The 21,273-nt window shown below is 73.8% G+C and carries 11 protein-coding genes; 5 read left to right on the top strand and 6 right to left on the bottom strand.

All coding sequences use genetic code 11. The features are described from left to right. Positions 1 to 124: 124 nt before the first annotated feature. The 3 genes from WMF42_RS44090 to WMF42_RS44080 all read right to left on the bottom strand — a co-directional run bounded on the left by WMF42_RS44090 (position 125) and on the right by WMF42_RS44080 (position 5,167). Positions 125 to 1,594 carry a hypothetical protein gene (locus WMF42_RS44090; protein WP_437689253.1) on the bottom strand — a complete coding sequence of 490 codons (1,470 nt, stop codon included), beginning with the start codon at positions 1,592 to 1,594 and terminating at the stop codon, positions 125 to 127. A gap of 204 nt (positions 1,595 to 1,798) precedes the next feature. Next, positions 1,799 to 2,899 (bottom strand): hypothetical protein, encoded by a 1,101-nt coding sequence (locus WMF42_RS44085; RefSeq protein WP_437689251.1) that lies wholly within the window; start codon positions 2,897 to 2,899, stop codon positions 1,799 to 1,801. Positions 2,900 to 2,932: 33 nt separating this feature from the next. After that, the gene (locus tag WMF42_RS44080) at positions 2,933 to 5,167 is read right to left on the bottom strand and encodes a substrate-binding domain-containing protein (protein WP_061610905.1); all 2,235 of its coding nucleotides are present in this window, start codon (positions 5,165 to 5,167) and stop codon (positions 2,933 to 2,935) included. 117 nt (positions 5,168 to 5,284) lie between these two features. Between WMF42_RS44080 and WMF42_RS44075 the strand changes: the two genes are divergently transcribed. The 3 genes from WMF42_RS44075 to WMF42_RS44065 all read left to right on the top strand — a co-directional run bounded on the left by WMF42_RS44075 (position 5,285) and on the right by WMF42_RS44065 (position 7,866). Beyond that, positions 5,285 to 6,478, top strand: a complete 1,194-nt coding sequence (locus tag WMF42_RS44075) for a hypothetical protein (RefSeq protein ID WP_061610904.1) — start codon at positions 5,285 to 5,287, stop codon at positions 6,476 to 6,478. A 320-nt stretch (positions 6,479 to 6,798) separates the two neighbouring features. Then, positions 6,799 to 7,314, top strand: coding sequence for a DoxX family protein (locus WMF42_RS44070; RefSeq protein WP_437689249.1), 516 nt, complete (start codon positions 6,799 to 6,801; stop codon positions 7,312 to 7,314). Positions 7,315 to 7,425: 111 nt separating this feature from the next. Beyond that, positions 7,426 to 7,866 (top strand): VOC family protein, encoded by a 441-nt coding sequence (locus tag WMF42_RS44065; RefSeq protein WP_061610903.1) that lies wholly within the window; start codon positions 7,426 to 7,428, stop codon positions 7,864 to 7,866. Positions 7,867 to 8,010: 144 nt separating this feature from the next. On the opposite strand, the gene WMF42_RS44060 is transcribed toward WMF42_RS44065, so the two are convergent. The 3 genes from WMF42_RS44060 to WMF42_RS44050 form a co-directional block, all read right to left on the bottom strand. Next, on the bottom strand, positions 8,011 to 9,210 hold the full coding sequence (locus WMF42_RS44060; protein WP_437689248.1) for a glycosyltransferase family 4 protein: 1,200 nt from the start codon (positions 9,208 to 9,210) through the stop codon (positions 8,011 to 8,013). Then, positions 9,207 to 10,508 (bottom strand): phenylacetate--CoA ligase family protein, encoded by a 1,302-nt coding sequence (locus tag WMF42_RS44055; protein ID WP_437689247.1) that lies wholly within the window; start codon positions 10,506 to 10,508, stop codon positions 9,207 to 9,209. The genes WMF42_RS44060 and WMF42_RS44055 overlap by 4 nt, the downstream gene beginning before the upstream one ends. 459 nt (positions 10,509 to 10,967) lie before the next feature. Continuing rightward, positions 10,968 to 14,978, bottom strand: coding sequence for a protein kinase domain-containing protein (locus WMF42_RS44050; protein ID WP_437689245.1), 4,011 nt, complete (start codon positions 14,976 to 14,978; stop codon positions 10,968 to 10,970). Positions 14,979 to 15,464: 486 nt separating this feature from the next. Between WMF42_RS44050 and WMF42_RS44045 the strand changes: the two genes are divergently transcribed. Together WMF42_RS44045 and WMF42_RS44040 are read left to right on the top strand one after the other, a co-directional pair. Then, the gene (locus WMF42_RS44045) at positions 15,465 to 19,322 is read left to right on the top strand and encodes an RHS repeat-associated core domain-containing protein (protein ID WP_437689243.1); all 3,858 of its coding nucleotides are present in this window, start codon (positions 15,465 to 15,467) and stop codon (positions 19,320 to 19,322) included. A 33-nt stretch (positions 19,323 to 19,355) separates the two neighbouring features. Further along, positions 19,356 to 21,251 (top strand): hypothetical protein, encoded by a 1,896-nt coding sequence (locus tag WMF42_RS44040; protein ID WP_437689241.1) that lies wholly within the window; start codon positions 19,356 to 19,358, stop codon positions 21,249 to 21,251. Positions 21,252 to 21,273 lie beyond the last annotated feature (22 nt).

Raw genomic sequence — 21,273 nt, 5'->3', positions numbered from 1 at the left:
AGAGCGGCCGGGGACAGGGGCGTGAAGGAGCGGGCGCGCTCGGCGCGGGGCGGAAGCGGCGGGGGCGAGGCGGAGGGCGGCGGGGACGCGAGCGCGCGGGCCCGCCGCCCACGCGAGGCGGGGCTCAGCTCGCGATCGGCTGGCCGGTCAGGCGCAGGTAGATGTACGCGTACCCGAGGGCGGTGATCGGCGCGGCCACGATCGTGCCGAGGCAGCAGGCGAGCATGCCGCCGAGCATGAGCGCGAAGGCGAGGAGGGCGTAGACGAAGATACCGCCCTTGTGTCCGGTCGTGATTCGCCAGCTTTCCTTCATCGCGTCGATCGTGCCGAGATTTTTATCGACGATGCACATCGTCGTCATGCTCAGGCCGAGCCCGAGGATGACGCCGGGGACGATCAGGAAGATCGCGCCGACGAAGACGGCGATCGAGGTGAGGATCTGGGCGCCCAGGATGGGGACGAACCACTGGCCGCCGGCGAGGATGTCGTTGAACGCGTACGGCTGGCCGCGCGCCACCTTCAGCAGGAGCAGGGAGAGGCCTCCGGCGAAGTAGCTGCTGATCACGAACCCGATGATCTGCATGAAGATCTGGACGACCGACCCCGTGCCGGGCGCGTCCGCCGCGAGCGCCGCCTGCACGCCCCCGCCGATGACGTTGGGGAGGCCCGCCGCGAGGCCGACGACGAACATGGCGCCGATGATGACCGCCGGGTCGCGCTTCAGGCGCTCCCAGCCGAAGGACGCCGCGTCGCCCGCTCCCCACGCGGTCGATCCGCCCATGCCCGGGGGCTGACCGTAGGCGCCGCCGCCCGGGGGCGGGCCGAAGCCACCGCCGCCCGGAGGCTGCCCCCAGCCACCACCGCCGCCCGGAGGGGGACCGTAGCCACCGCCGCCGGGAGGCTGCCCCCAACCGCCGCCGCCGCCCGGGGGCGGGCCCCAGCCGCCGCCGCCCGGGGGCGGGCCGTAGCCACCGCCGCCCGGGGGCGGGCCGTAGCCACCGCCGCCCGGCGGTTGACCTGGCGGCTGACCGTACGCGCCGCCCGGCGGCTGCCCTGGCGGCTGACCGTACGCGCCGCCCGGCGGTTGCCCTGGCGGCTGACCATAGCCCCCGCCCGGCGGCTGCCCCGGCGGCTGACCATAGCCCCCGCCCGGCGGCTGCCCCGGCGGCTGACCATAGCCCCCGCCCGGCGGCTGCCCCGGCGGCTGGCCGTAGCCCCCGCCCGGCGGTTGCCCCGGCGGCTGACCGTACGCGCCGCCCGGCGGCTGCCCCGGCGGCTGGCCGTACGCGCCGCCCGGCGGCTGCCCCGGCGGCTGACCATAGCCCCCGCCCGGCGGCTGCCCCGGCGGCTGGCCGTACGCGCCGCCCGGCGGCTGACCCGGCGGCTGGCCGTACGCGCCGCCCGGCGGCTGGCCGTACGCGCCGCCCGGCGGCTGCCCCGGCGGCTGACCATAGCCCCCGCCCGGCGGCTGACCCGGCGGCTGGCCGTACGCGCCGCCCGGCGGCTGCCCCTGACCAGCGCCCCCCGGAGGCGGACCATAACCACCACCGCCCTGACCGCCCCCTGATCCCCCGCCCCAGCCACCTTGGCTCATCTTGTCTCCACCGGTGCAAGCATCAATTACGCCCAGCCAACCAACGCCACTATACGTGGTGCGCGTCGACGCGGAACAACGAACGCGCCGCTCGCGCGAGCCGAGAGCCCGTGTCCAGGACCGGCTCGCTCCACCTGCCCGCCGCGCGCCGGAGCGGCACGGAATTCACGGGCACGAAACCGGAGAGCACGAAACCGAGGACGATCACCGCGGCGGTGAGCCGCCCAGGCAGAGGCCAGCGATGCTGCTCGTGAACGACGTTCCACCCCCGCCGCGGACCACGGCGGAGTTGCCCGTGAGCGGCGATGAGAACACCTCCTCCACGACGCCGGCCCCCGCCTTCGCCGTCACGAAGCGGCCGACAAGCGAGCCCGGCGACACGGCCTCGATCGGAGCGCCCGGCGCGAGCGCCTGCTCCTGGGGCAGCTCCGCGCGCCGGAACCCGCCGAACCGAACCACCGCGCCGCCATCCGGTCCACGCGCAATTTTACCAACACACTGTCCAGCCGCCGTGCTGACGGCCGCGTAGCTCACGGCGGCGTCCACCGGCAGCCGCATCGATTCGCCGACGAGGACGGCGGCGACGGCGAGGACGAAGACGGTCACAGGCACCACCAGCGCTGTCGCCACGACCGCCGCGGCGGCGCCGGAGGTCGCCCGGCCGAACGAGGCGAGCTCGGCGCTCACGGCCTGCTCGAACGATCGCAGGATGACGACCCGACGCGCCCGCACGCGCTCGAGGACGGCGGGCGCGACAAGGTTGTCCGCGGCGCAGAAGCCGCATCGGGCGATCGCCCCGTCACCGCCGTCGAGCGGCGCGCCGCACACGTGGCACGCCGCCGGCTCGCCGGGGGCCGCGGGCGGGCGCGCGGCGCACGCCTCCTCGATCCGGCGCTGCCGGCGGCGCACGAGCGCGAGCACGGCCGCGCCCGCGCCGAGGGTGCCGAGCCACGACGCCACCACCATGCCGCCGGTGACGAGCCGCCCGTCGTCGTCGGGGCTGATCCAGATCCCCAGCAGGACGAGCGCGGCGAACCCGGTGATCGGCACCGACGCGAGCGCGAACACGACGAGGAGCCGCGCGTGCCGCTGCGACGCCGTGACAAGCGTCCGCCGGAGCGCGTCCGAGAGCTGGCGGCGGCGCACGTCGGCCTGGAAGACGACGTGCGCCGCGGCGCGCAGGCCCTGCGCCGCCTCCCCGGGCGGCGGTCCGCTGTAGTGGCACGCCGCGCACGCCACGAGGTCCGGGCTGGCGAGGGACACCGGCGCAGGTCGCCCGCAGCGCGGGCAGTGCACGGCGAGCATCGGCCGATTCTACGGCAGGCCCGTCTCGGCACGTCAAGGCGCGCCGCGCGCGCGCTTCCCCGCCGGCGCGAGCTCGCGGAGCGCCGCCGACAGCGAGGCGAACGTGGCCAGCTCGCCGAGGCCGACGTCGACGAGGCTCATCGCGATGTCGGGGCGCACGCCGACCAGATGGACCCGCGCCCCGAGCAGCGCCGCCGCGCGGCTCGTCATGCCAAGGAAATGGGCGACCTGCGCGTCAACGAACGGGACGCCCGTGAGGTCGAGCAGCACGCGCAGGGCCTCGTGCCGGCTCACCCCTTCTGCCACCTTCTCGAGCACCTGCTGCGCGCGCCCGCCGTCGATCACCCCGATCAGCGGCACGAGCAGCACCCCGGGCAGCAGCGGGATGAGCGGGCAGCCCAGCTCGCGCACCGTCTCCGACAGCGCGCGCTCGAGCGCGAACGCCTTTTGCAGGTCGGCGTGCTGCGACGACAGCGACTCCAGCAGCGCGTCGCGCTCGAGCGCCGCGCCGAGCAGCGTCCCCCAGATCGCGACCGTCCCCTCGTCGCCGGTCATCGCGACGACGGTCGGGCCGACGAGCGCCAGGATCCCCCAGTCGCGCTGGGCGGAGCGTATCGGCAGCAGCAGCACCATGAACGTGCCGTCGGTGGCCGACTCCGGCAGCATCTCCGCCGGCGGAAACGCCTCCCGCGCGCAGCGGCTGCCGTCCGGGGGCGCCGGGCTGCCGTCGCGGCTGTAGGCGCCGGCGACGACGAGGTGCTCGCGCGACGCCGGGTCCTCCCACAGCGCGAGGCAGCCCCAGACAACCGGGGTCGCCTCGAGCCACGCCAGCGACCTGTATTCCTGCCGGGTGCCGCCGAGCAGCGCGTAGCTGACGTCGTGGTTGGTCCTCGCGAGCACCCCGAGCTGGTGGACGTGCTGCGTCTCGGCCTCGAGCCGGGCCCGCGCGATCGCGAGGCGCAGGATCTCCAGGAAGTCTTCCACCCGCCGCCTGGCCGCCGCGTCGAGGGGCGCGCCGCGCCGCTCGGGGAGCTGGCCCAGCAGCCGGGCCGTCGCCAGGAGGGTCCCCAGATCGGGCGTGATGCCGACCGCCTGCCTGTAGGCCCGCTCGAGCTCGGCGGCCGGGGCCGGCGCGGCGCCCCGGAGCGCCGCGAGATACATGTCGACCACCCGCGTGACCCCCGGCCACACCTCTGCCGGCGCGACGCCGGGCGGGAGCGGCCGGGGCAGGAGCAGCAGCTCGACCATCTGCCGGGCCAGGACGCCGCCGGCGTCCTCGTCGGACGCCGCGCCCTCCGTGTCGAGGAAGTTCTGGATCACGTTGCACCCGCACGAGCTGCGCACGGTGAGCAGGTTCGCCGTGCGCACGCCCTCGGGCGGGAACGCCTCGCCGGCGATCATCGACGCGAGGAGATCGCACGCCGCGCCGCCCATCATCTCGAACCGCTGGCGCACGGTGGTCAGCGGCGGGTCGGCGCTCTGCGCCTCCACGACGTCGTCGAAGCCGATGATCGCGAAGTCCTCCGGGATGCGGACGCCCGCCGCCTTCATCGCGGACATCGTCCCGAGCGCGTTCTTGTCCGTGCCGAAGACGGCCGCCGTGCACCCGGGCAGCCTCGCGAGGAGCGCCGGCGCGGCGGCCCGGCCGCCGCTGTACATGTTGTTGTCGCACGGGATGATGAGGTCGGGGTCGACGGGGATGCCCGCCTCGGCGAGCGTGTCCTCGTAGGCGTCGCGGCGCTCGCGCACGTCGTACGCGGCGAAGTTGCCGACGAACGCGATGCGCCGGTGCCCGTGCTCGATCAGGTGGCGCACCGCGCTGCGGATGCCGCCGTGGTTGTCCGGGAGTACCGCCGGACAGCCGATCTCCGCGGGGCGGGCGCCGAGCGTGATGAACGGGATCCCCGCACGCGCGAGCTCCTCGAGGCCCTCGAACTCGATGATCACGATCCACCCGTCCACCTGCTCCCTGGCGAGCGAGGGCGCCTGGACCTCGGGCGGCGTGCCGCGCAGCACCAGCGTGCGAAGTCCGCGCTGCCGCGCCGACTCATGGATGCCGATCAGGACAGGACCCCAGAAGGCGCCGGACAGAAAGGGGGCGATGACCCCCACGGTGCGAGGGCGAGCCGCCCCGCCCGGCACCTCGGCCCGGCGCGCGTCAGGGCCCGAGGCGCCGGTCTTTCCACTGGCCTGCCGCCCCGCGGTGCCGGGCAGCTCGCCCCACTGCTCCGGAAGCGGTACCCCACTGCCCTGGCGACCCTGACCCATTCCCGACGGCCTCCTGCTCCGTGTCCTGACCGCCCTCCCCACGATCTGTGCGGACCGTCTGCAGCGTACACGCTGCGCCGGCAGCCCGGGCGAGAAGACTGTTGGTATCGTGGTGCGATGCGATACCGCGACGAACGGGACGCGCTGCGCGGACGCGTGGACAGCCTCGAGGAGCAGCTCGCGACGGCCAGGAAGCAGCTCGACGACCACAGCGACGACGATCGGGCGGCGCGCGTCGAGCAGCTCGAGCGCCAGATGGCGGACGCCCGCCGCGTGCTCGACCAGCTCGGCCGCGAGCTCGACGCGGTGCGAGGCCGGCCGAGGCGGTCGCTTGTCGCGCCGGTCCTGGCGATGATCGCGGGCCTCGGGATCTGCGGCGCGGTGCTGGGTCATCTGCTGCTGCGGCCCGCGTCCGAGGCGCCGGCCGACGGGGCTCTGCAGCCGGTCCTTGTCCCTGCCCCGCCGCCGGAGCCGACGTCCATGGCCCCCGAGCCCGCGCCGGCGCCGCCCGCGCCGGCCCCCGAGAGGCCGCTGCGGACGGCGACGGCCACCTGGCAGGCGGCCGTCGCGCGCGCCACGGGGCTCCCCCTCGCGGCCGGCGCGCCGTGCACCGTCACGGCGGAGCTCGCGAGCGCGGGCGACGACATCCGTGTGCCCTCGCTCCAGGTCGTCTGCGGCGGGAAGCCGATCTATCGCTCGAGCGATCCGCTCAACGGCATGTCGATGTTCAGCAGCGGCGTGGAGGAGGACTCCGGCGCGGAGCCTGGCACGCAGGTCTATGCCATCTCGTACCAGGACAAGGGCACGCGCGCCGGGGAGCGGGCCGAGGTCTCGCTCGACAGCATCCGCAGGGCCGGCGCCGTCTGGAGCGACGCGGCGCCCGCGTACCGCGTCGAGCTCACGCTGGCGTACCAGAGCCCGCCCGTCGCCGGGGAGCCGCTCCTCGACGCCACGAAGAACACGCTGCACCGGGCCGCTGGCGTCACCGAGTCCACGGGACCGAGCCCGGTGAAGGCGGGCGCGAGGTGCGCGCTGCGCGTCTCGCCGCTCCCGCGAGGCGGCAAGTGCCTCACGCGCCTCGCGTGCAGCGGCCGCATGCTCTACGGCGCGGGCACGACAGGCGTCTCCGAGTGCGCGGTGGAGGGCGGTCGAGTCGTCCGCGTCCACGACGGGAACACGACCCAGCACGGCGGCGATCCGGCGCTCGATCTCGACCTCGCGACGGGGCGGTTGACCGTGCGCGACGAGGGGGAGCGCGGCGCGTGGAGCGTCGGCGTGCAGCTCGATCCGGTCGCGGGAGAGGGCCAGTGACGCCCGGGGCCCGACGCCGATCGACGTGAATCGACGCATGCCCGTGCCTCTCATGAGAATTCCAGACGAGTAAACGCAAGTGTCCACAGGGCGTGACGCGGGAGAAGCGCTGCACTTCGCGCGCTCGACCGTGCATCGCGGTGGTATGTTCGCGGCGCCCGTGGCCGCATGAAGTGACCTGTCGCACCGGAGGCAGCCCGCGCGAGGCCGGACGCGTGCCGGCGGTCGGGCGGCGGGGTCGGTCGATTTTTTTTCAGGGCACCGATGATTTCGATCGGGCGCGGGGGTCTATGCCTCCGAACCCGGACAGAGAGGCCCCCATGACCGCGATCTCCCCCGCCATTCGCCACGCCGCGCCGACCCGAGACGAGAACGAGACGCCCTGGACCGGCGCCGCCCCCGGCGCCGCCGTGACCGGCGCGCCGGGCCAGCGCCAGCGCTCGGTCCTGAGCTCCAGGAAGGCGCTGTGGGCTGGCCGTATCCTGAGCGGCTTCGCCGTCCTGTTCCTGGGCTTCGACGCCACGGGCAAGCTGCTCCAGCCGCCGGAGTTCGTGGAGGGCACGACCAGCCTCGGGTACTCGGCGGGCGTGCTTTTTCCCCTCGGGGTGCTGCAGGTCGTGTGCCTGCTCTTCTACGTCATCCCGCGCACGGCGGTGCTGGGGGCCGTGCTCTGGACGGGCTATCTGGGGGGCGCGATCGCGACGCACGTGCGCGTCGGCAGCCCGCTCTTCAGCCACACGCTGTTCCCGATCTACGTGGCGGCGCTGATCTGGGGCGGGCTCTGGCTGCGCGACCGGCGGCTCCGCGCCGTCCTCCCGCTCCGGGCGGCGGAGTGAGGAGAGACGGCGTCCGCGAGGACCGATGAGCTGGAGCTCCTCGCGACATCAGGGCATCGATCGCAGCGCTGAAACAACGATTTTCGCGGCGCGGGCCGCACGGAGGAAGACATGTCTATCAAGAGCCTGAATCCCTATCTGTTGTTCGACGGGACGGCCGACAAGGCCATCAAGTTCTACGAGAGCGCGCTGGGCGCGAAGAGCGACGGCCCGCCGATGCGCTTCGGCGACATCCCTGGCGACAACCCGGCTCCCGAGCACAAGGACCGGATCATGCACGCCACGATGCGCGTCGGCGGGGGCGTCATCATGATCAGCGACACCATGCCCGGCATGCCGACCCCGGCGGAGGGCAACACCGAGGTCTGCCTTCACTTCGACGACGCGGCGGACATGGCGAGGGTGTTCGACGCCCTCGCCGAGGGCGGCAAGGTCACGATGCCCCTGCAGGACACGTTCTGGGGCGCGAAGTTCGGCTCGCTCACCGACGCGTTCGGCACCCGCTGGATGTTCAACTGTCAGAAGGAAGACTGTCAGGGCCAGCAGGCGTGACGCCGGGCGGCGGCCGGCGCCGCGGCCTGCGTGCAGCGCCGGCCTGGGCGGCGCGATGACGAGAGCCCGCGCCATCACGCCACGTGTGGCGGGCCTGCGCGTGCGACGTAAGGCGCCCCTTCGACCCCTGCTTCCCGCCCGGTGCTACCCGCCGAGGACCTCGGCGTAGAGCGCCTCGTACGCCCGGATCATCCGGTCCATCCCGAACCGCTCGATCATCCGCGCTCGCCCCCGCATCCCCATCGCGGCGCGGTCTTCCCGCACGGCCACCGCCTCCAGCGCCGCCGCCAGCGTCTCCGGCGCCCCCGGCGACACGAGCAGCCCCGTCTCGCCCTCCTGCACGATCTCCGGGTTGCCGCCCACGCGCGTCGCCACGATCGGCAGCCCCGCCGAGGCCGCCTCGATGAGCGTGAGCGAGATCCCTTCCGTCAGCGACGCGAGCGCGAACACATCGAACGCCGCGAGCAGCTCCGCCACGTCGCCGCGCGTCCCCGTGAACGTCACCGCGCCGGCCAGCCCGAGCCGCGCCGCCTGCTGCTCGAGCGCCGGCCGCACCGGACCGTCGCCGATCAGCGTCAGGTGCGCGTCCGCCCGCACCTCGCGGAGCCGCGCGAACGCCGCGAGCAGCGTCGCGTGGTCCTTCTCCGGCGAGAGCCGCGCCACGCATCCCACATGGTAGCCCGCGGCGGGCACGCCGAGCCGCGCCCGCGCCGCGCCCGCGTCGCCCGGCCGGAACACCTCCGTGTCCACGCCGTTCAGGATCGTCACGACCTTGGCCGGGTCGACCCGCTCCACCTCGAGCGCGACAGCGCGCGCGTCGTCGCTCACCGCCACCACCCGGTCCGTGAGCGCCGTCGCCAGCCGGTTGACCAGCACCTTCCGCTTCTGCTTCGGGTAGTTGCGCCCGTGCTTCGTGTGGATGACGCGCGGCCCGCCGCCGCCGCCGCCACCGCCAGCCAAGCCCGCGGCCCGCGCGAGGCCCGCCGCGAGCGCGCCGTAGAGGTGCGGCCCCGGGTTGTGCGTGTGGACCAGCCCGATCCCCTCGCGCCGCATCCACGCCGACAGCCGCACCGGGAGCCCCGGGTCGAGCCCCGGCCTGCGCGCGATCACCACCAGCGGCACGTCGAGCCGCGCGAGCTCCTCGGCGAGCGCGCCGGGCTCCTGCAGCGCGCAAACGACCGGCGCGAACCTGTCGCGCGCCGTCCGCTCCAGGAGCCGGAGCACCACCCGCTCGAGCCCGCCGACGTTGAGCGACAGCACGACATGCGCGACCTTCGCCGGCCGGCCCGGCGCCGCGCGCGGCCCTGTCCCCGGCGTCGGCAGGGCCTCGGGGGCTCCGATCACGCCGCGACCTCGCGGCCGAACTCGATGGGCACCTCGGACACGGTGAACCGAAACTTGCCGCCCGACGTGACAGGGATCTCGTCGACGAGCTGCACCCGGATCTCCGCCCGCTCCCCGAGGAACTGGCGGAGATCGCGCTCGATCGCCTCCGACGTCTCCGCCTTGTAGCCCTCGCCGGGGATGATCCTGATCGTGATCGCCCGCGTCTTGTCCTGGTGGACCTGGTAGCGCTCCACCGTCGGGTTGTCCTTGAAGAAGTAGGGGAAGAACACGGACGAGAGGAGCTGGCCGTCCGGCCCGACGATCATGTCGAGCACCCGCCCCTCGACCGAGGCGAGCAGCGGCAGCCCGCGGCCGCACGAGCACGACGTGTCCGCGGCGACCACGACGTCCTCGTTCTTGTAGCGGATCAGCGGCATCGACCGGCAGATGAGGTCGGTCAGGATCACCTCGCCCGGCTCGCCGGGCTTCGCGTGCCGGCCGCCGCACTGCACCTCGACGAAGATGTTCTCGATGTTGAGGTGCTTGCCCTCGCGGCGCTCGCACTCCGCGCCGATCAGCATCATCTCCCGGCAGCCATAGCGATCGTAGACCGGCGCCTGGAACGCCTTCTCGATCGTCTCACGCTGGTGCGGGAAGAGCCGCTCCGCCGTCGCGATGATCCCCTTCGGCGTCGGCAGCCTGTGCCCCGTCTCGAGCGCGTAACGCGCCGTGTAGTAGAGCGGGCTCGTGTATCCGACGACGAGGTTCGGCGCGTACCGGCGGATCTCGTCGACCACCCCCGCGAGCCGCTCCTCGGACAGGTTCCACGCGCTGACCGTCTTCTTCCGGATGGCGGCCTCGTGGAGCGTGCGCTTCGCCTTCTTCCAGCGCGGCTCCTTGGTCGGGATGCCCCAGATGTAGAGCTCCTTCTCACCGATCCGCCCGCCCGCCCACGCGTCGGCCCGCAGGGCCGCCGCGCTCCTACACTCGTACGTCGTGTGATCGTAAAAGAACCGCGCGGGCTCGCCGGTCGAGCCGCCGGTGCCGCTACGGAAGAGCTTGCCACTCCACCCGTCGGCGATCAGCTCGCTGCCGTGCGCGCGGAGATCCGCCTTGGTGAGGACGGGAAAGCGCACGAGATCCTCGGGCGCGTGCGCGTCCTTCGCCCGCACCCCGTACTCGGCGAAGCGGCGCCTGTAGAAGGGGATGCTCTTCTCCGCGAACTGGAGGGTCGCCTGCATCTTTCGCCAGTTGAGCTCGCGGAGCTCGCGCTCCGGCCGCCACTGGGAGCGCTCCATCTCCTCGAGGTACGCCAATGTCGCCCTTCTTCGGAGTTTCGTCTCGTAAAACGGATAGAGGACATTCCGAAAGAGTGCTGAGTACATAATGAGAGCCGATTCTTCCGAACCTTCGACAGGTCGTCAAGCGGCCCGCAGCCTGGCGTCGCGCCGCGCGCGCCCTCGCTCCGGTAACCGATCTGTCGAGGTGTCGTGATCGAACTCTACATCACGCCTGTTGCTGCGTCCCGCATCACAGGCACACGGACGCTGCGCGCAGCGCCGCCGCACCGCGCCGCGCCCGCGAGGCGCCTCAGCCTGGACGAGATCCGTCCATGCGCTGCCATGGGGGTGATCGGTTTGAAGCACGAGACGGGAAGCGGGGAGAGGCCGGGGGGAAGAACAAGGAACTTCCTGGTTTCCGGCCGCCGAGCGAGCTCCTCCGGCGAGCGCGACAATGACCCCGCCGCGCGCGCCCGCAGCGCGGCGCGGCGTCTCTCAGCCCGCGGTGGGCTCCGTCTCCTGCTGCCATAGCGCCGCCAGCGCGAACGTCTTCGCGTTCTCCGGCACGGCCTGGCAGAAGCTCTGTCGCCGCGCCGGGTCGTGGATCCACTGGGCCCGCGTCACGAGCCGCTGCATCGCGACAGCGATCGCCTCGCGCGCCGCGTCGTGGTGCCCGGCGGCCCGGAGCGCCTCGGCGTACACGAGCCGGATCTGCGCCTCGCCCTCCTCGGTCCCCCCGACCGACACGAGCAGCCCGAGCCCGCGCCGCGCCGCCTCGAGCGCCTCGTGCGCGCGCCCCTGCTCGAGCAGCACCCGCGCCCGCGCCGCGAGCGCCAGCGCCTGGAGCGTCGGCACGTGCGCCAGCATCGCCACGGCCGCGCCCGCCTCGTTGTCCGCCGCGGCGAGGCTGCCGAGCCGGATCAGGATCGCGGCGAGGTACGCGCGCGACCGCGCCTCCTGCCGCCGGTTCGCGTGCGCCGAGAACGCCTCGACGGCCTCGGCCGTGACCGCGCGCGCCGCGGCCAGGTCGCCCTGCTGCGTCCAGAGCAGCCCCAGGTTCTGCTTCGCGAACGTCGCGACGTTGTGCAGCCCCATCCGCTCCGCCTCCGCGAGCGCGTCGCGCAGCTCCGCCTCGGCGCGGTGGTACATCCCGAGCTGCACGAGGCAGTGCGCCGCGTTCACCCGGCTCAGGCACGCGTTCCGGAGATCGCCCGTCTGGAGGTACGCCGGGATGCTCTGCTCGGTGCACTCGAGCGACGCCGCCGGGTCGCCGTAGCAGAGCGCCCGCGACGCCCGCAGCGCGTGGATGCGCGCCGCCACCGCCGCGTCGCGCTCCGCGAGCGGCATCGCGACGCGCGCGAGCTCCTGCACGATCTCCTCCGCCGCGGCGTACTGGCCGCCGTGCAGGAGCGACCCGGCGATGCGCGCCAGCGCGCTCACCGAGGCGCCGGTCGCCTCCTCGACGTAGCTCGGGGGGCCGCTGGCGTGGCTCGGCGGGCCGCCGCCGTGGCTCGCCGGGCCGCCGCCGTGGCTCGCCGGGCCGCCGCCGTGGCCCGCCGCGCCGCCGCCGCGGAGCTCCTCGACGAGATCCGCGAGCCGGTCGCCCATGCCGAGGCGCACGCGCATCGACGCCGCCTCCGCGGCCGCCGCGTACCAGAGCGCGCTCTTCCGCGGGAAGCCGCGCATCGCCATGACGGCGCACCGCTCGGCCTCGGCCGCCTCGCCGAGCCACTTGTGCGCCTCGGCCTGCACGAGGCGCAGCGCGGCGAAGAACTCCCCGTCCGCGTCGGCGCTCGCCACGCCCTGCTCGGCCCGCTGGATCGCGGCGCGGAAGTCGTTCGCCCCGAGCGCCTGCTCCGCCGCGCGCCGGAACCACACGACCGCGCGCTCGGCGTCCCCGCCGCGCTCGAAGTGCTCGGCCAGCAGCGCCGCGTCGCGCTCGCCGGCCGCGTCCAGCCACTCGCCGGCGAGCAGGTGGCCGAGCGCGCGGTCCGCGTCGGTCAGCGTCTCGTACGCCGCCTCGCGCACGAGCGCGTGCCGGAAGGCGTACTCCTCCTCGCCCCGGAACTTCCCCTCCCCCCGCCGCGCGATCAGCTCGCGGTCGACGAGCACAGCGAGCCACCCGTCCACCTGCGGGGCCCGCCGCTCGCCCCCGAGCAGCGCCATCAGCCCGCCGCGCCAGAACTTCTGGCCGAAGACGCTCGCCGCCCTGAGCACCCGCCGCGCCTCGGCGTCGAGCGACTCCAGCCGCGCCTGCACCATCGACAGCACCGTCTCGGGCAGCGACTCGGTCCGCCCCGCGGCCGCCGCGCGGATGAGCTCTTCCAGGTAGAACGCGTTGCCCCCGGCGCGCTCGCACAGCCGCGCGCACACGTCGGGCGTCACCGAGTCGCCGAGCACCTCGCGCACGAGCCGCTCGCTGCCGCGCCGCCCGATCTCGCGCAGCCGGATCTCCTGCACGCCGCGCGAGACCCACACCTTCGGGAACACCGCCTCGACCTCGGGCCGGGCCAGCGCGAGCACCATGAGCGGCTGGTCCCTGTGCGCGAGCGCCGCGTCGATGAGCTTCACCGTGGGCACGTCGCCCCACTGCAGGTCCTCGAGCACGAGGAGCACCGGCTCGCCGCGGCACTCGGCGAGCACGAAGTCCTCCCAGGCGCGCCGGATCTGGTCGCCCATGAGCATCGGGTCGCTCCGCGCGGCGCGCAGCTCGACGCGGCCCTCGTCGGAGAAGCGGATGCGCGCCACCTCGCCGAGGAACTCCGTGACCCGCGCGCAGTCGGCGCCGCTCAGGTAGCGGCCTACCCGCGCGCGCAGGCGCTGCTCCCGCACCTCCTGCGGCTCGCCGCCGGAGAGCCCGGCCTCGCGGCGCAGCATCTGGCGCAGCATCCCGAAGGGCGAGCCCGCGCTCATCGGGTCGGCGTGGCCGAGCCAGACCTGCACCCGCTCGTTGCGCTCCTCGACCCGGCGCAGGAACTCGTAGCGCAGCCGGCTCTTGCCGAGCCCGGCGGGCGCCGTGATCACGACCGCGCGCGCTGTCGGCTCGGAGAGGCACTCGTCGAGCACGGCGTCGAGGATGGCGAGCTCGTGGTCGCGCCCCACGAACGGCGTCGCCCGCCCGAGCAGCGTCCGCGCCGCCTCGACGAGGTCGCGCTCGGCCCGGAGCACGAGGCCCGTCGCGTCGCCGCCGACGTCGAAGCGCGCGTCGAGCAGGCCGGCCATCACGTCGTCGAGGCGGATGATCCCGTCCTCGGCGACGTCGAGCAGCCTCACGGCGCGGTCGATCGTCGGCCCCATCGGGAGCCGGTCGTCCGCGGCGGCGCGGCCGGCGACGAGCGCCATCTGCACGCCGGGCAAGAGGTCCCGCACCTCGATCGCGCAGCGCGCCGCGCGCGCCGCCTGGTCGGTGATGAGGCCGCGCCCCTCGAGCGTGATGAGCAGGAGCCCGTCGCCCGTCGTCGGCAGCGTCTGGAGGGCGCCGCCGAAGCGCGCGGCCACGCGCTTCACCTCCTCCTCCGGGACCACGCGCGCGAGCGGCATGGTCATCGGGAGGGTCATCGGCATGGTCGGCTCTTGCCAGGAGGCCTCCTGCGGGCCCATCCGCGCGAGCAGCAGGCAGATCGTCCGCCGCTCGCCGGTCGTGAGCGCGCTCGGGCGCCGGCTCACGGGCGCCGGGGGGGAGCTCTTGATCTCGCCCACCCGGAGCAGCTCGAGCGCCACGGCGGCGCCGCTCGCGGGGCGGCTCGCCGGGTCCTTCGTGAGCATGCGCGCCACGGCGGCGTCCACTGTCTCGGGGATCTCGGCGCGCAGGTCGCGCAGGCGCGGCGCCTCGTCGAGCACGACGCGCAGGAGCGCTGTGTGGATGTCGTCGCCGACGAACGGCGGCCGCCCGGTGAGGCAGTGGAACAGCACGCAGCCGAGCGCGAACACGTCGGCCTGGGGCCCCACGGCGCGCTCGCCGCGTGCCTGCTCGGGCGCCATGTAGAACGGCGTGCCCATGACGACGCCGGTCATGGTGAGGGGCGCGAGCGACGTGAGCCGCGCGATGCCGAAGTCGAGCAGCTTGACCTGCTCGACCGCCTTGTCGACGAGGTACAGGTTGCTCGGCTTGAGGTCGCGGTGGACGACGTGGTTGCGGTGCGCCTCGGCGAGCGCCTCGGCCACGCGCAGGCCGAGCAGGACGCTCTCGCCGACGGTGAGCCCGCGCCGGCGCAGCCGGTCGGCGAGGCTCTCGCCCTCGAGCCACTCCAGCGCGAGCCAGGGCTCGCCGCTCTCGGTCGCCCCCTGCGCGATGTACCGCACGATGCCCGGGTGCCTGAGCTCCGCGAGCACCTGCGCCTCGCGCGCGAAGCGCTCGCCGTGCTCGAGGCCGCGGCCCGACATGACCTTGAGCGCCGCCGTCTCGCCTGTGTGCCGGTCGAGCGCGCGGTAGACGGAGCCCATCCCCCCCGACCCGGCGAGGCGCTCGATCAGGAAGCGGTCGGCGACGATGTCCCCGGGTTTCATCGGGACGGCGAGTATCACATGGAGCGCGGACGGAGAGGCCAGATCCCGGCGAGGGGCGCGGCGGGGAGCGCCGGCCGCTGCCTCGCCCGGCGCGGCTGCGCGCGGACGAGCGGCGAAAGCGCCGGAGGGGCGCGCGGGTGGGAGCGCGCCCGCGGCGGCGAGGGGGCTCGGGCCGCGTGTGCAGCGATGTAGGCAGGACGGCGCCCCAGGGGACACGGCGTGCGCTCCGGGGCGCGGCGCGCCCTCGGGGCGTGGCGGCGCGGCTCTCTCGGAGGCAGCGTGGCGGACGCATTGCCGTGGTCGAGCGCGGGGGCCGTACCGCGACGAGAGAGTTTTGCGGTCAGCGACGGGCGCTATCGCGACGCGCGGTCAGCGACGGGCGGAGCGCAGCGTCGCTCGCAATTGTTACCGGGTCGACGCCTGTCTATCCTGCCTTGCGCGGCGGGATGTTGTTCACCCGGATCGATTCGCTTCCTGGAGGAGTCCATGGCCAGAACGGCGCCCATTCCCAATATCCCGGCCATCCCCGGGATGAACCCCGGCACCTGGATCATGGGCGGCGGCGGCGACGGCGGCGGCAAGGGGGGCCGCGGCGGCAAGGGCGGCGGCGACAGGCAGGGGGCGAACGGCGAGAACGGCGGCAACGACGCGAACGGCGGCGACAAGGGCGCCCAGAGCTGCGGGCAAGGGTCGCCGGGGGGGTGCAACAACTGCGGCAACCAGCTCTCGGCGGGCGACCCTGTCGACGTCGCGACGGGGCGCGTCTACACCCTGCCGTCGCTCGATGTGTGGCTGCCCGGCCCGCTGCCGCTGGAGCTCTACCGGAAATACTCCTCGCACGCGGTCGATCGCGACGTGGGGCTCGGGCACGGCTGGACGCACTCGCTCGGGTGGGAGATCGTCGCGAGGGCCCGGAGCGTCGAGATCTGGGACGAGCACGGCACGATGCTCCAGCTCGACTTGCCCCAGGTCGGCGGCGAGGTGATCCACCGGGGCTGGGCGCTCACCCGCGACGCCTCGGGCTTCGCGCTCGAGATCGACGGCATCTGGCGCCGCTTCTCCTCGCTCGACGGCGAGGGGCGTCGCTACCGGCTCACGGCCGTCGAGGACCGCAACCAGAACCGCATCACGCTCACCTACCGCGACGGCGGGCTCGCCGAGATCGTCGACTGCGTGGGCCGCGTCGTCCGCGCGCTGCGCACCCCGGAGGGGCGGATCCGCGGGTTCGAGGTCAAGAACGCCCCCCAGCAGGGCCAGTGGATCCGGCTCGCGGAGTACACGTACGGCGCCCGGGGCGACCTCGTCGCGGTGACCGACGCCGGCGGCTACGTCGCGCGGTTCACCTACGACGAGGACCACTTCTTGACGTCGTATACAGCGCCGGACTGCCCGACGTTCCATTTCGTCTATGACGAGCTGCACCGGTGCGTGGAGACCTGGGGCGCCTACCCGGACGGCAGCGTCCCGGGGCTGTCGGACGGCGTGCCCGACGTGCTCGCGGACGGCAGGACGAAGGCGAAGGGGTTCATGCACTGCAGGATCGAGTACGACGACGCCGGCTACCGGGAGATCGCCGACTCGATGCAGGTGCGCCGCGTCTTCGTGAACGCGCGTGGGCTCGTGGACAAGGGCATATCGAACGGCCATGTCACGACGCGCACCTTCGATGAGAACGGGTTTCTGGCGACGCACTCCGACGCGCTCGAGGCGACGACGCGCTGGACCCGCGACGCCCGCGGCCGGATCCTCACGGCCACCGATCCGCTCGGGCGCACCACCGTGTTCACCCGGAACGCGATGGGCCAGGTGGAGGAGGCGTGCGACGACCTCGGCGTGATCCTACGCGCTCGCTATGACGGCCGCGGCAACCTCGTCGAGCTCGTCAAGGCGCGCGGCGAGGTGATCACGCGGGAGCACGACCAGCGCGGGAACATCGTGCGGCAGACGCTGCCGAACGGCGGGGTCATCCGTTACGAGTACGACGCGCACTGCAACCAGACAGCGGCGATCCAGCCCGACGGCACCACGTGGCTTTACGCCTACGACCCGCTCGGGCGCTGCGTGGCGCAGACCGACCCGCGGGGCGCGGTGACCCGGTTCTCGTACGACGACTGCGGCCGCATCGTCGCGGCGTTCTTCCCGAACGGCGGGGTGGAGCGCTTCGGTTACAACGGCGTCGACGCGATCGTCCAGCACGTCGACGCGGACGGCCACGTCTACACGATCGATTACCTCCTGCGGCGCATCATCGGGCTGAAGCACCCGAACGGCGACAGGCTCCGTTACAGGTACAACCGGGAGGGCTACCTCGTCGAGGTCCACAACGAGAAGGGCGAGGTCCGGTACAGCACGTACAACCCCGACGGCCTCGTGACCGAGATACTGTCGTTCAACGGCCGCACCCAGCGGTTCAAATACGACGCGATGAACCGGCTCATCGCGTACACGAACGGGCGCGGCGAGAAGACGGAATACGTCAGGAATCTCATTGGCAGCGTCGTCGAGGTCAATTACCCCGACGACACGAAGGCTACCTTCGAATACGACGCTCGCGGCCGGCTCGCGCGCGCGACGAACGACGCCGGCGAGTACGTCTACGAGATGGATGCGGCGGACCAGCTCGTGCGGGAGGCGCACACGGTGGACCGGCGCACGTACGCTGTCGATCACGAGTACGACGTCATGCGCCGGCGCGTGCGGCTCAGCACGTCGCTCGGCCACGAGCACGCGATCGATCGCGACGTCATGGGGCGCCCCCGGTGGTCGGATCTCGGCGGGGGCGAGCGCGTCGACTTCGCGTACGATCCGGTCGGCCGCGAGCTGCGCCGCGCGCTGTCGGGCGGCGCGGCGCAGGAGAGCGAGTACGGCCTCGAGGGCGGCGTCGCGCGGCGCCGCGTGATCGCCGGCCGGGCGGCGCGTCCCCAGGTCGGGGCCGGGCAGCCGGCGTGGGTGGGGCCGCTGCCGTCCACGAGGACTGTCGACAAGGCGTTCCAGTACTCGCTGAACGCCGAGAACGTCGTCCGCCGCTGGGATCAGAGCCTCGGCGCGAAGGAGTACGCGTACGACGCGCGCGAGCAGCTCACGGCGGTGTCGTCCGGCGCGCAGCTCCTCGAGGCCTACCGGTACGACGCCGCAGGGAACGTCTCGGAGGCGGCGCTCGGCCGCACGTACGGTCCTGGCAATACGCTGCTGGAGAAGGGGGCGGCGAGCTACGTGTGGGACGCGGACGGCTGCCTCGCGGAGAAGCGCGTGCAGCGCCCGGACGGAAGCGTGGAACGGTGGAAGTACGAGTGGAGCGGCGCCGGCAACCTCGCGCGCGTCCACCGCCCCGACGGCGCCGTCATCGAGTTCGCATATGACCCGTTCGCGCGCCGCGTGGCGAAGCGGGTGTATCGGCGGGACGACATCGGCTCGCTCGTCCCGGTCGCGTCCATGCGCTTCGTCTGGGATAAGGACCGCATCGTGCACGAGATCCGCGAGGCGGCCGACGGGCGCGGCGATCCGGTCGTGTCGGAGCGGACGTACTCCTATGACGGCCGGTTCGGCCATCCGCTCGCCGAGCGCGAGGACATCGTCACGCCCGGGGGCCGGCAGGTCGGCGCGTGGGTCTACCACGTGAACGATCCGATCGGCACGCCCGAGCACCTCGTCGCGGGCGACGGGCGGGTGGTCGGCGAGCTGCGCCGCAGCGCGTGGGGAGCGACGGAGACCTCGCCGGGGAGCCAGGCGACCACCGCGCTGCGCTTCCGCGGGCAGCACCACGATCCGGAGACCGGGCTGCACTACAATCGATATCGCTACTACGATCCCGACACGGGCCGTTACCTCAGCGAGGATCCTCACGGCGGCCTGCCCGACGCGAACGTCTACCGGTACTGCGTCAACCCGGTCACGGGGGTCGACCCCCTGGGGCTGGCCCACCACGCGACAGCCACCTTCACGCCCAGGAACGGCCAGCCGATCGCGCTGAACGGCGGACAGCCGTTCTCGTCCAGCTACGACTCCGAGGCGGACGACTACTCCCGGCAGTACAACGCGGACAACGGCATCAACCCGTTCCGGAACCTGACGGGCCGCGACGAGGACGGCAACCTCGTGCACCGCACGTCGGACACCGAGGCGCAGATCATCCGCGATCTCGAGAGGAGGCGCGACGAGGAGGGGCTCGAGCTCGACGGCGGACACCTGCAGATCGACGGGCAGCTCCCGCCGTGCACCTCGTGTCACCGCCGCATGGAGGAGTTCGCGTCGGCGAACAACTGCACGATCGACTACCGATGGCCGGGAAACCCCAGCGCACACCAGGTGGCGGCGCGGACGGCGGGCTCCAGACGCTATCCTTGATTCCAGCCCACCCCGCGGCTATCCGGGGTGGATATGGCCACGACCGATCTCGACGCGATCGACTGGAACGGAATCGAGCATGCCTACGGGCCCGCGACGGACGTGCCCGGCGGCCTGCGCGCGCTCCGCTCCAAGAAGGCGCCGGAGCGCCGCGGCGCGCTCAAGGGCCTGGACGACACGATCAACCATCAGGGCACGATCACCGCGGCGGCGGTGGCGGCGGCGCCCTTCCTCGTCGAGCTGGCCCTGGACCCCTCGGTCAAGGACCGCGCCGCGATCCTCGTTTTCCTGGCGAACCTCGCGGTCGGGGGAGACCACATCCGGTCCATCAGCGCCGGATACGACGTCCGTGGTCGCGCGTTCGGCGAGCTCCCGGAGGACCACCCGTACAAGGCGATTTACCAGCGCGTCGCGGCGGGCATCGATGGATATCTCGCCCTGCTCTCCGACAGCGACGCATCGGTCCGCGTCGCCGCCGCGCTCCTGCTCGCGTTCCTGTCCAGCCACGCGGAGCGCTCGGCCCCTGTCGTCCGCGCCCGCGTCGCGGCGGAGCCGGACGAGAAGGCGCGGGCGAGCGCCGTGCTGTGCCTCGGGTACCTCGACGGGTACCTCGGGGACGAGGGCGACGTCGACCGCTTCCTCGAGCTGGCCCACGAGGGGCCGGATCTTGTCCGCGTCGCGGCGTGCCTGGCGCTCGCGTACGCGTCGCCGTCGCGCGTCGGCGCCGCGGAGCAGAGGGTGCTGCTCGACGCGCTGGCGAGCGCCGCGCAGCCGCTCGCCGACTTCCCCTGGTGCGGCGGGGAGCTCGGCAACCACATCGCGATGGCCCTCACCCGGGTCGGCGCCGCGCAGCAGGACGTGAGCCTCCTCGTGGGGCTGCTCGAGGCGACGCAGGGCAAGCCGACGCAGCCGCGCGTGGCGACAGCGATCGTCGACGCTGTGTTCGCCGTCGACGGGGGCCCGCCGTCCGACCTGCGGCTCCCCTCCGAGCTGAACGAGGCCCAGCGCGGCACGCTCAAGCACCTCGTGGAGCGGCAGCTCGTCCAGCGCATCGGCGCCGCGCTGTCGCGCCACGGCCTGCTCTCGGCCGAGGGCGATCTCCGCCGTTTCCTCGGGCTCACGCCGGCGGGGCCGCTCGATCGCGCTGTGGGCGGCGAGCCGCTGTGGCGGCTCGCCATCCGGGTCATGAGCGACAGGGCCCCTGTCGAGGCCTGGGTGGACGCGCTCAACGCCTCGCTCGGCCCGGAGGAGGTGATCGAGGCGTGTCAGGACGCGGCGGTGCCGCCGTACGCGCTGCTGGTGCCGTGGCCGCGCCGCGGCGATGACCCCTGGACGGTGACCCTGGGCCGCCGGACCAGGCTGGAGCGCATGCTCGCGGGGGCGCTGATCGCGCGCGTGCCCGCCGACCTCCTCGAGCAGGCAGCGGACCGGCTGCTCGCCGCCCAGGACCGCCGCGACGTCCTCTGCGCCGCGCTGATCGCGGCGCTCTCGGCGGCCCTCGCGAAGGAGGGCAAGACGCTGGACCCCCGCCACGGTCCGCTGGTCGCGGCGGGCATGGCGGAGCCTTTCTTCGAGGACATGCGCGCCGTCCTCGCGCGCCTGCCGCCCGACCGGCGCGAGCCGCTGATCCTCGCCCTCTCGTTCGACCATTACATGCAGACCACGCCCACCGGCCGCGCGATGTTCGTCCGCGGGGCGTGGCTTTACGTCGATCTCTGCTCGACCGAGGCGGCCGCGGACAAGCTGGCGAGCGCCGTCCAGAAGTGGCGGGTGGACGGCGAGGTCCCGAAGGACCGCGCCGTCGAGGCCTTCGCCGCCCTGGGGAGCGCCGCGCTCCCGCGGGTCGAGGCCCTCGCGGCGGACGAGGCGACCCCGCACAGGGAGGTCTTCGTCCGGGCGCGGGAGCGGCTGCGGGGCGCGCGCGCGTGACGCGCGGCGCGGCGCAGGCGTG

The sequence above is a fragment of the Sorangium sp. So ce176 genome, from assembly GCF_051519835.1.
Taxonomy (GTDB): Bacteria; Myxococcota_A; Polyangia; order Polyangiales; family Polyangiaceae; genus Sorangium; species Sorangium cellulosum_G.
This window is presented reverse-complemented; position numbering and strand designations above follow the sequence as displayed.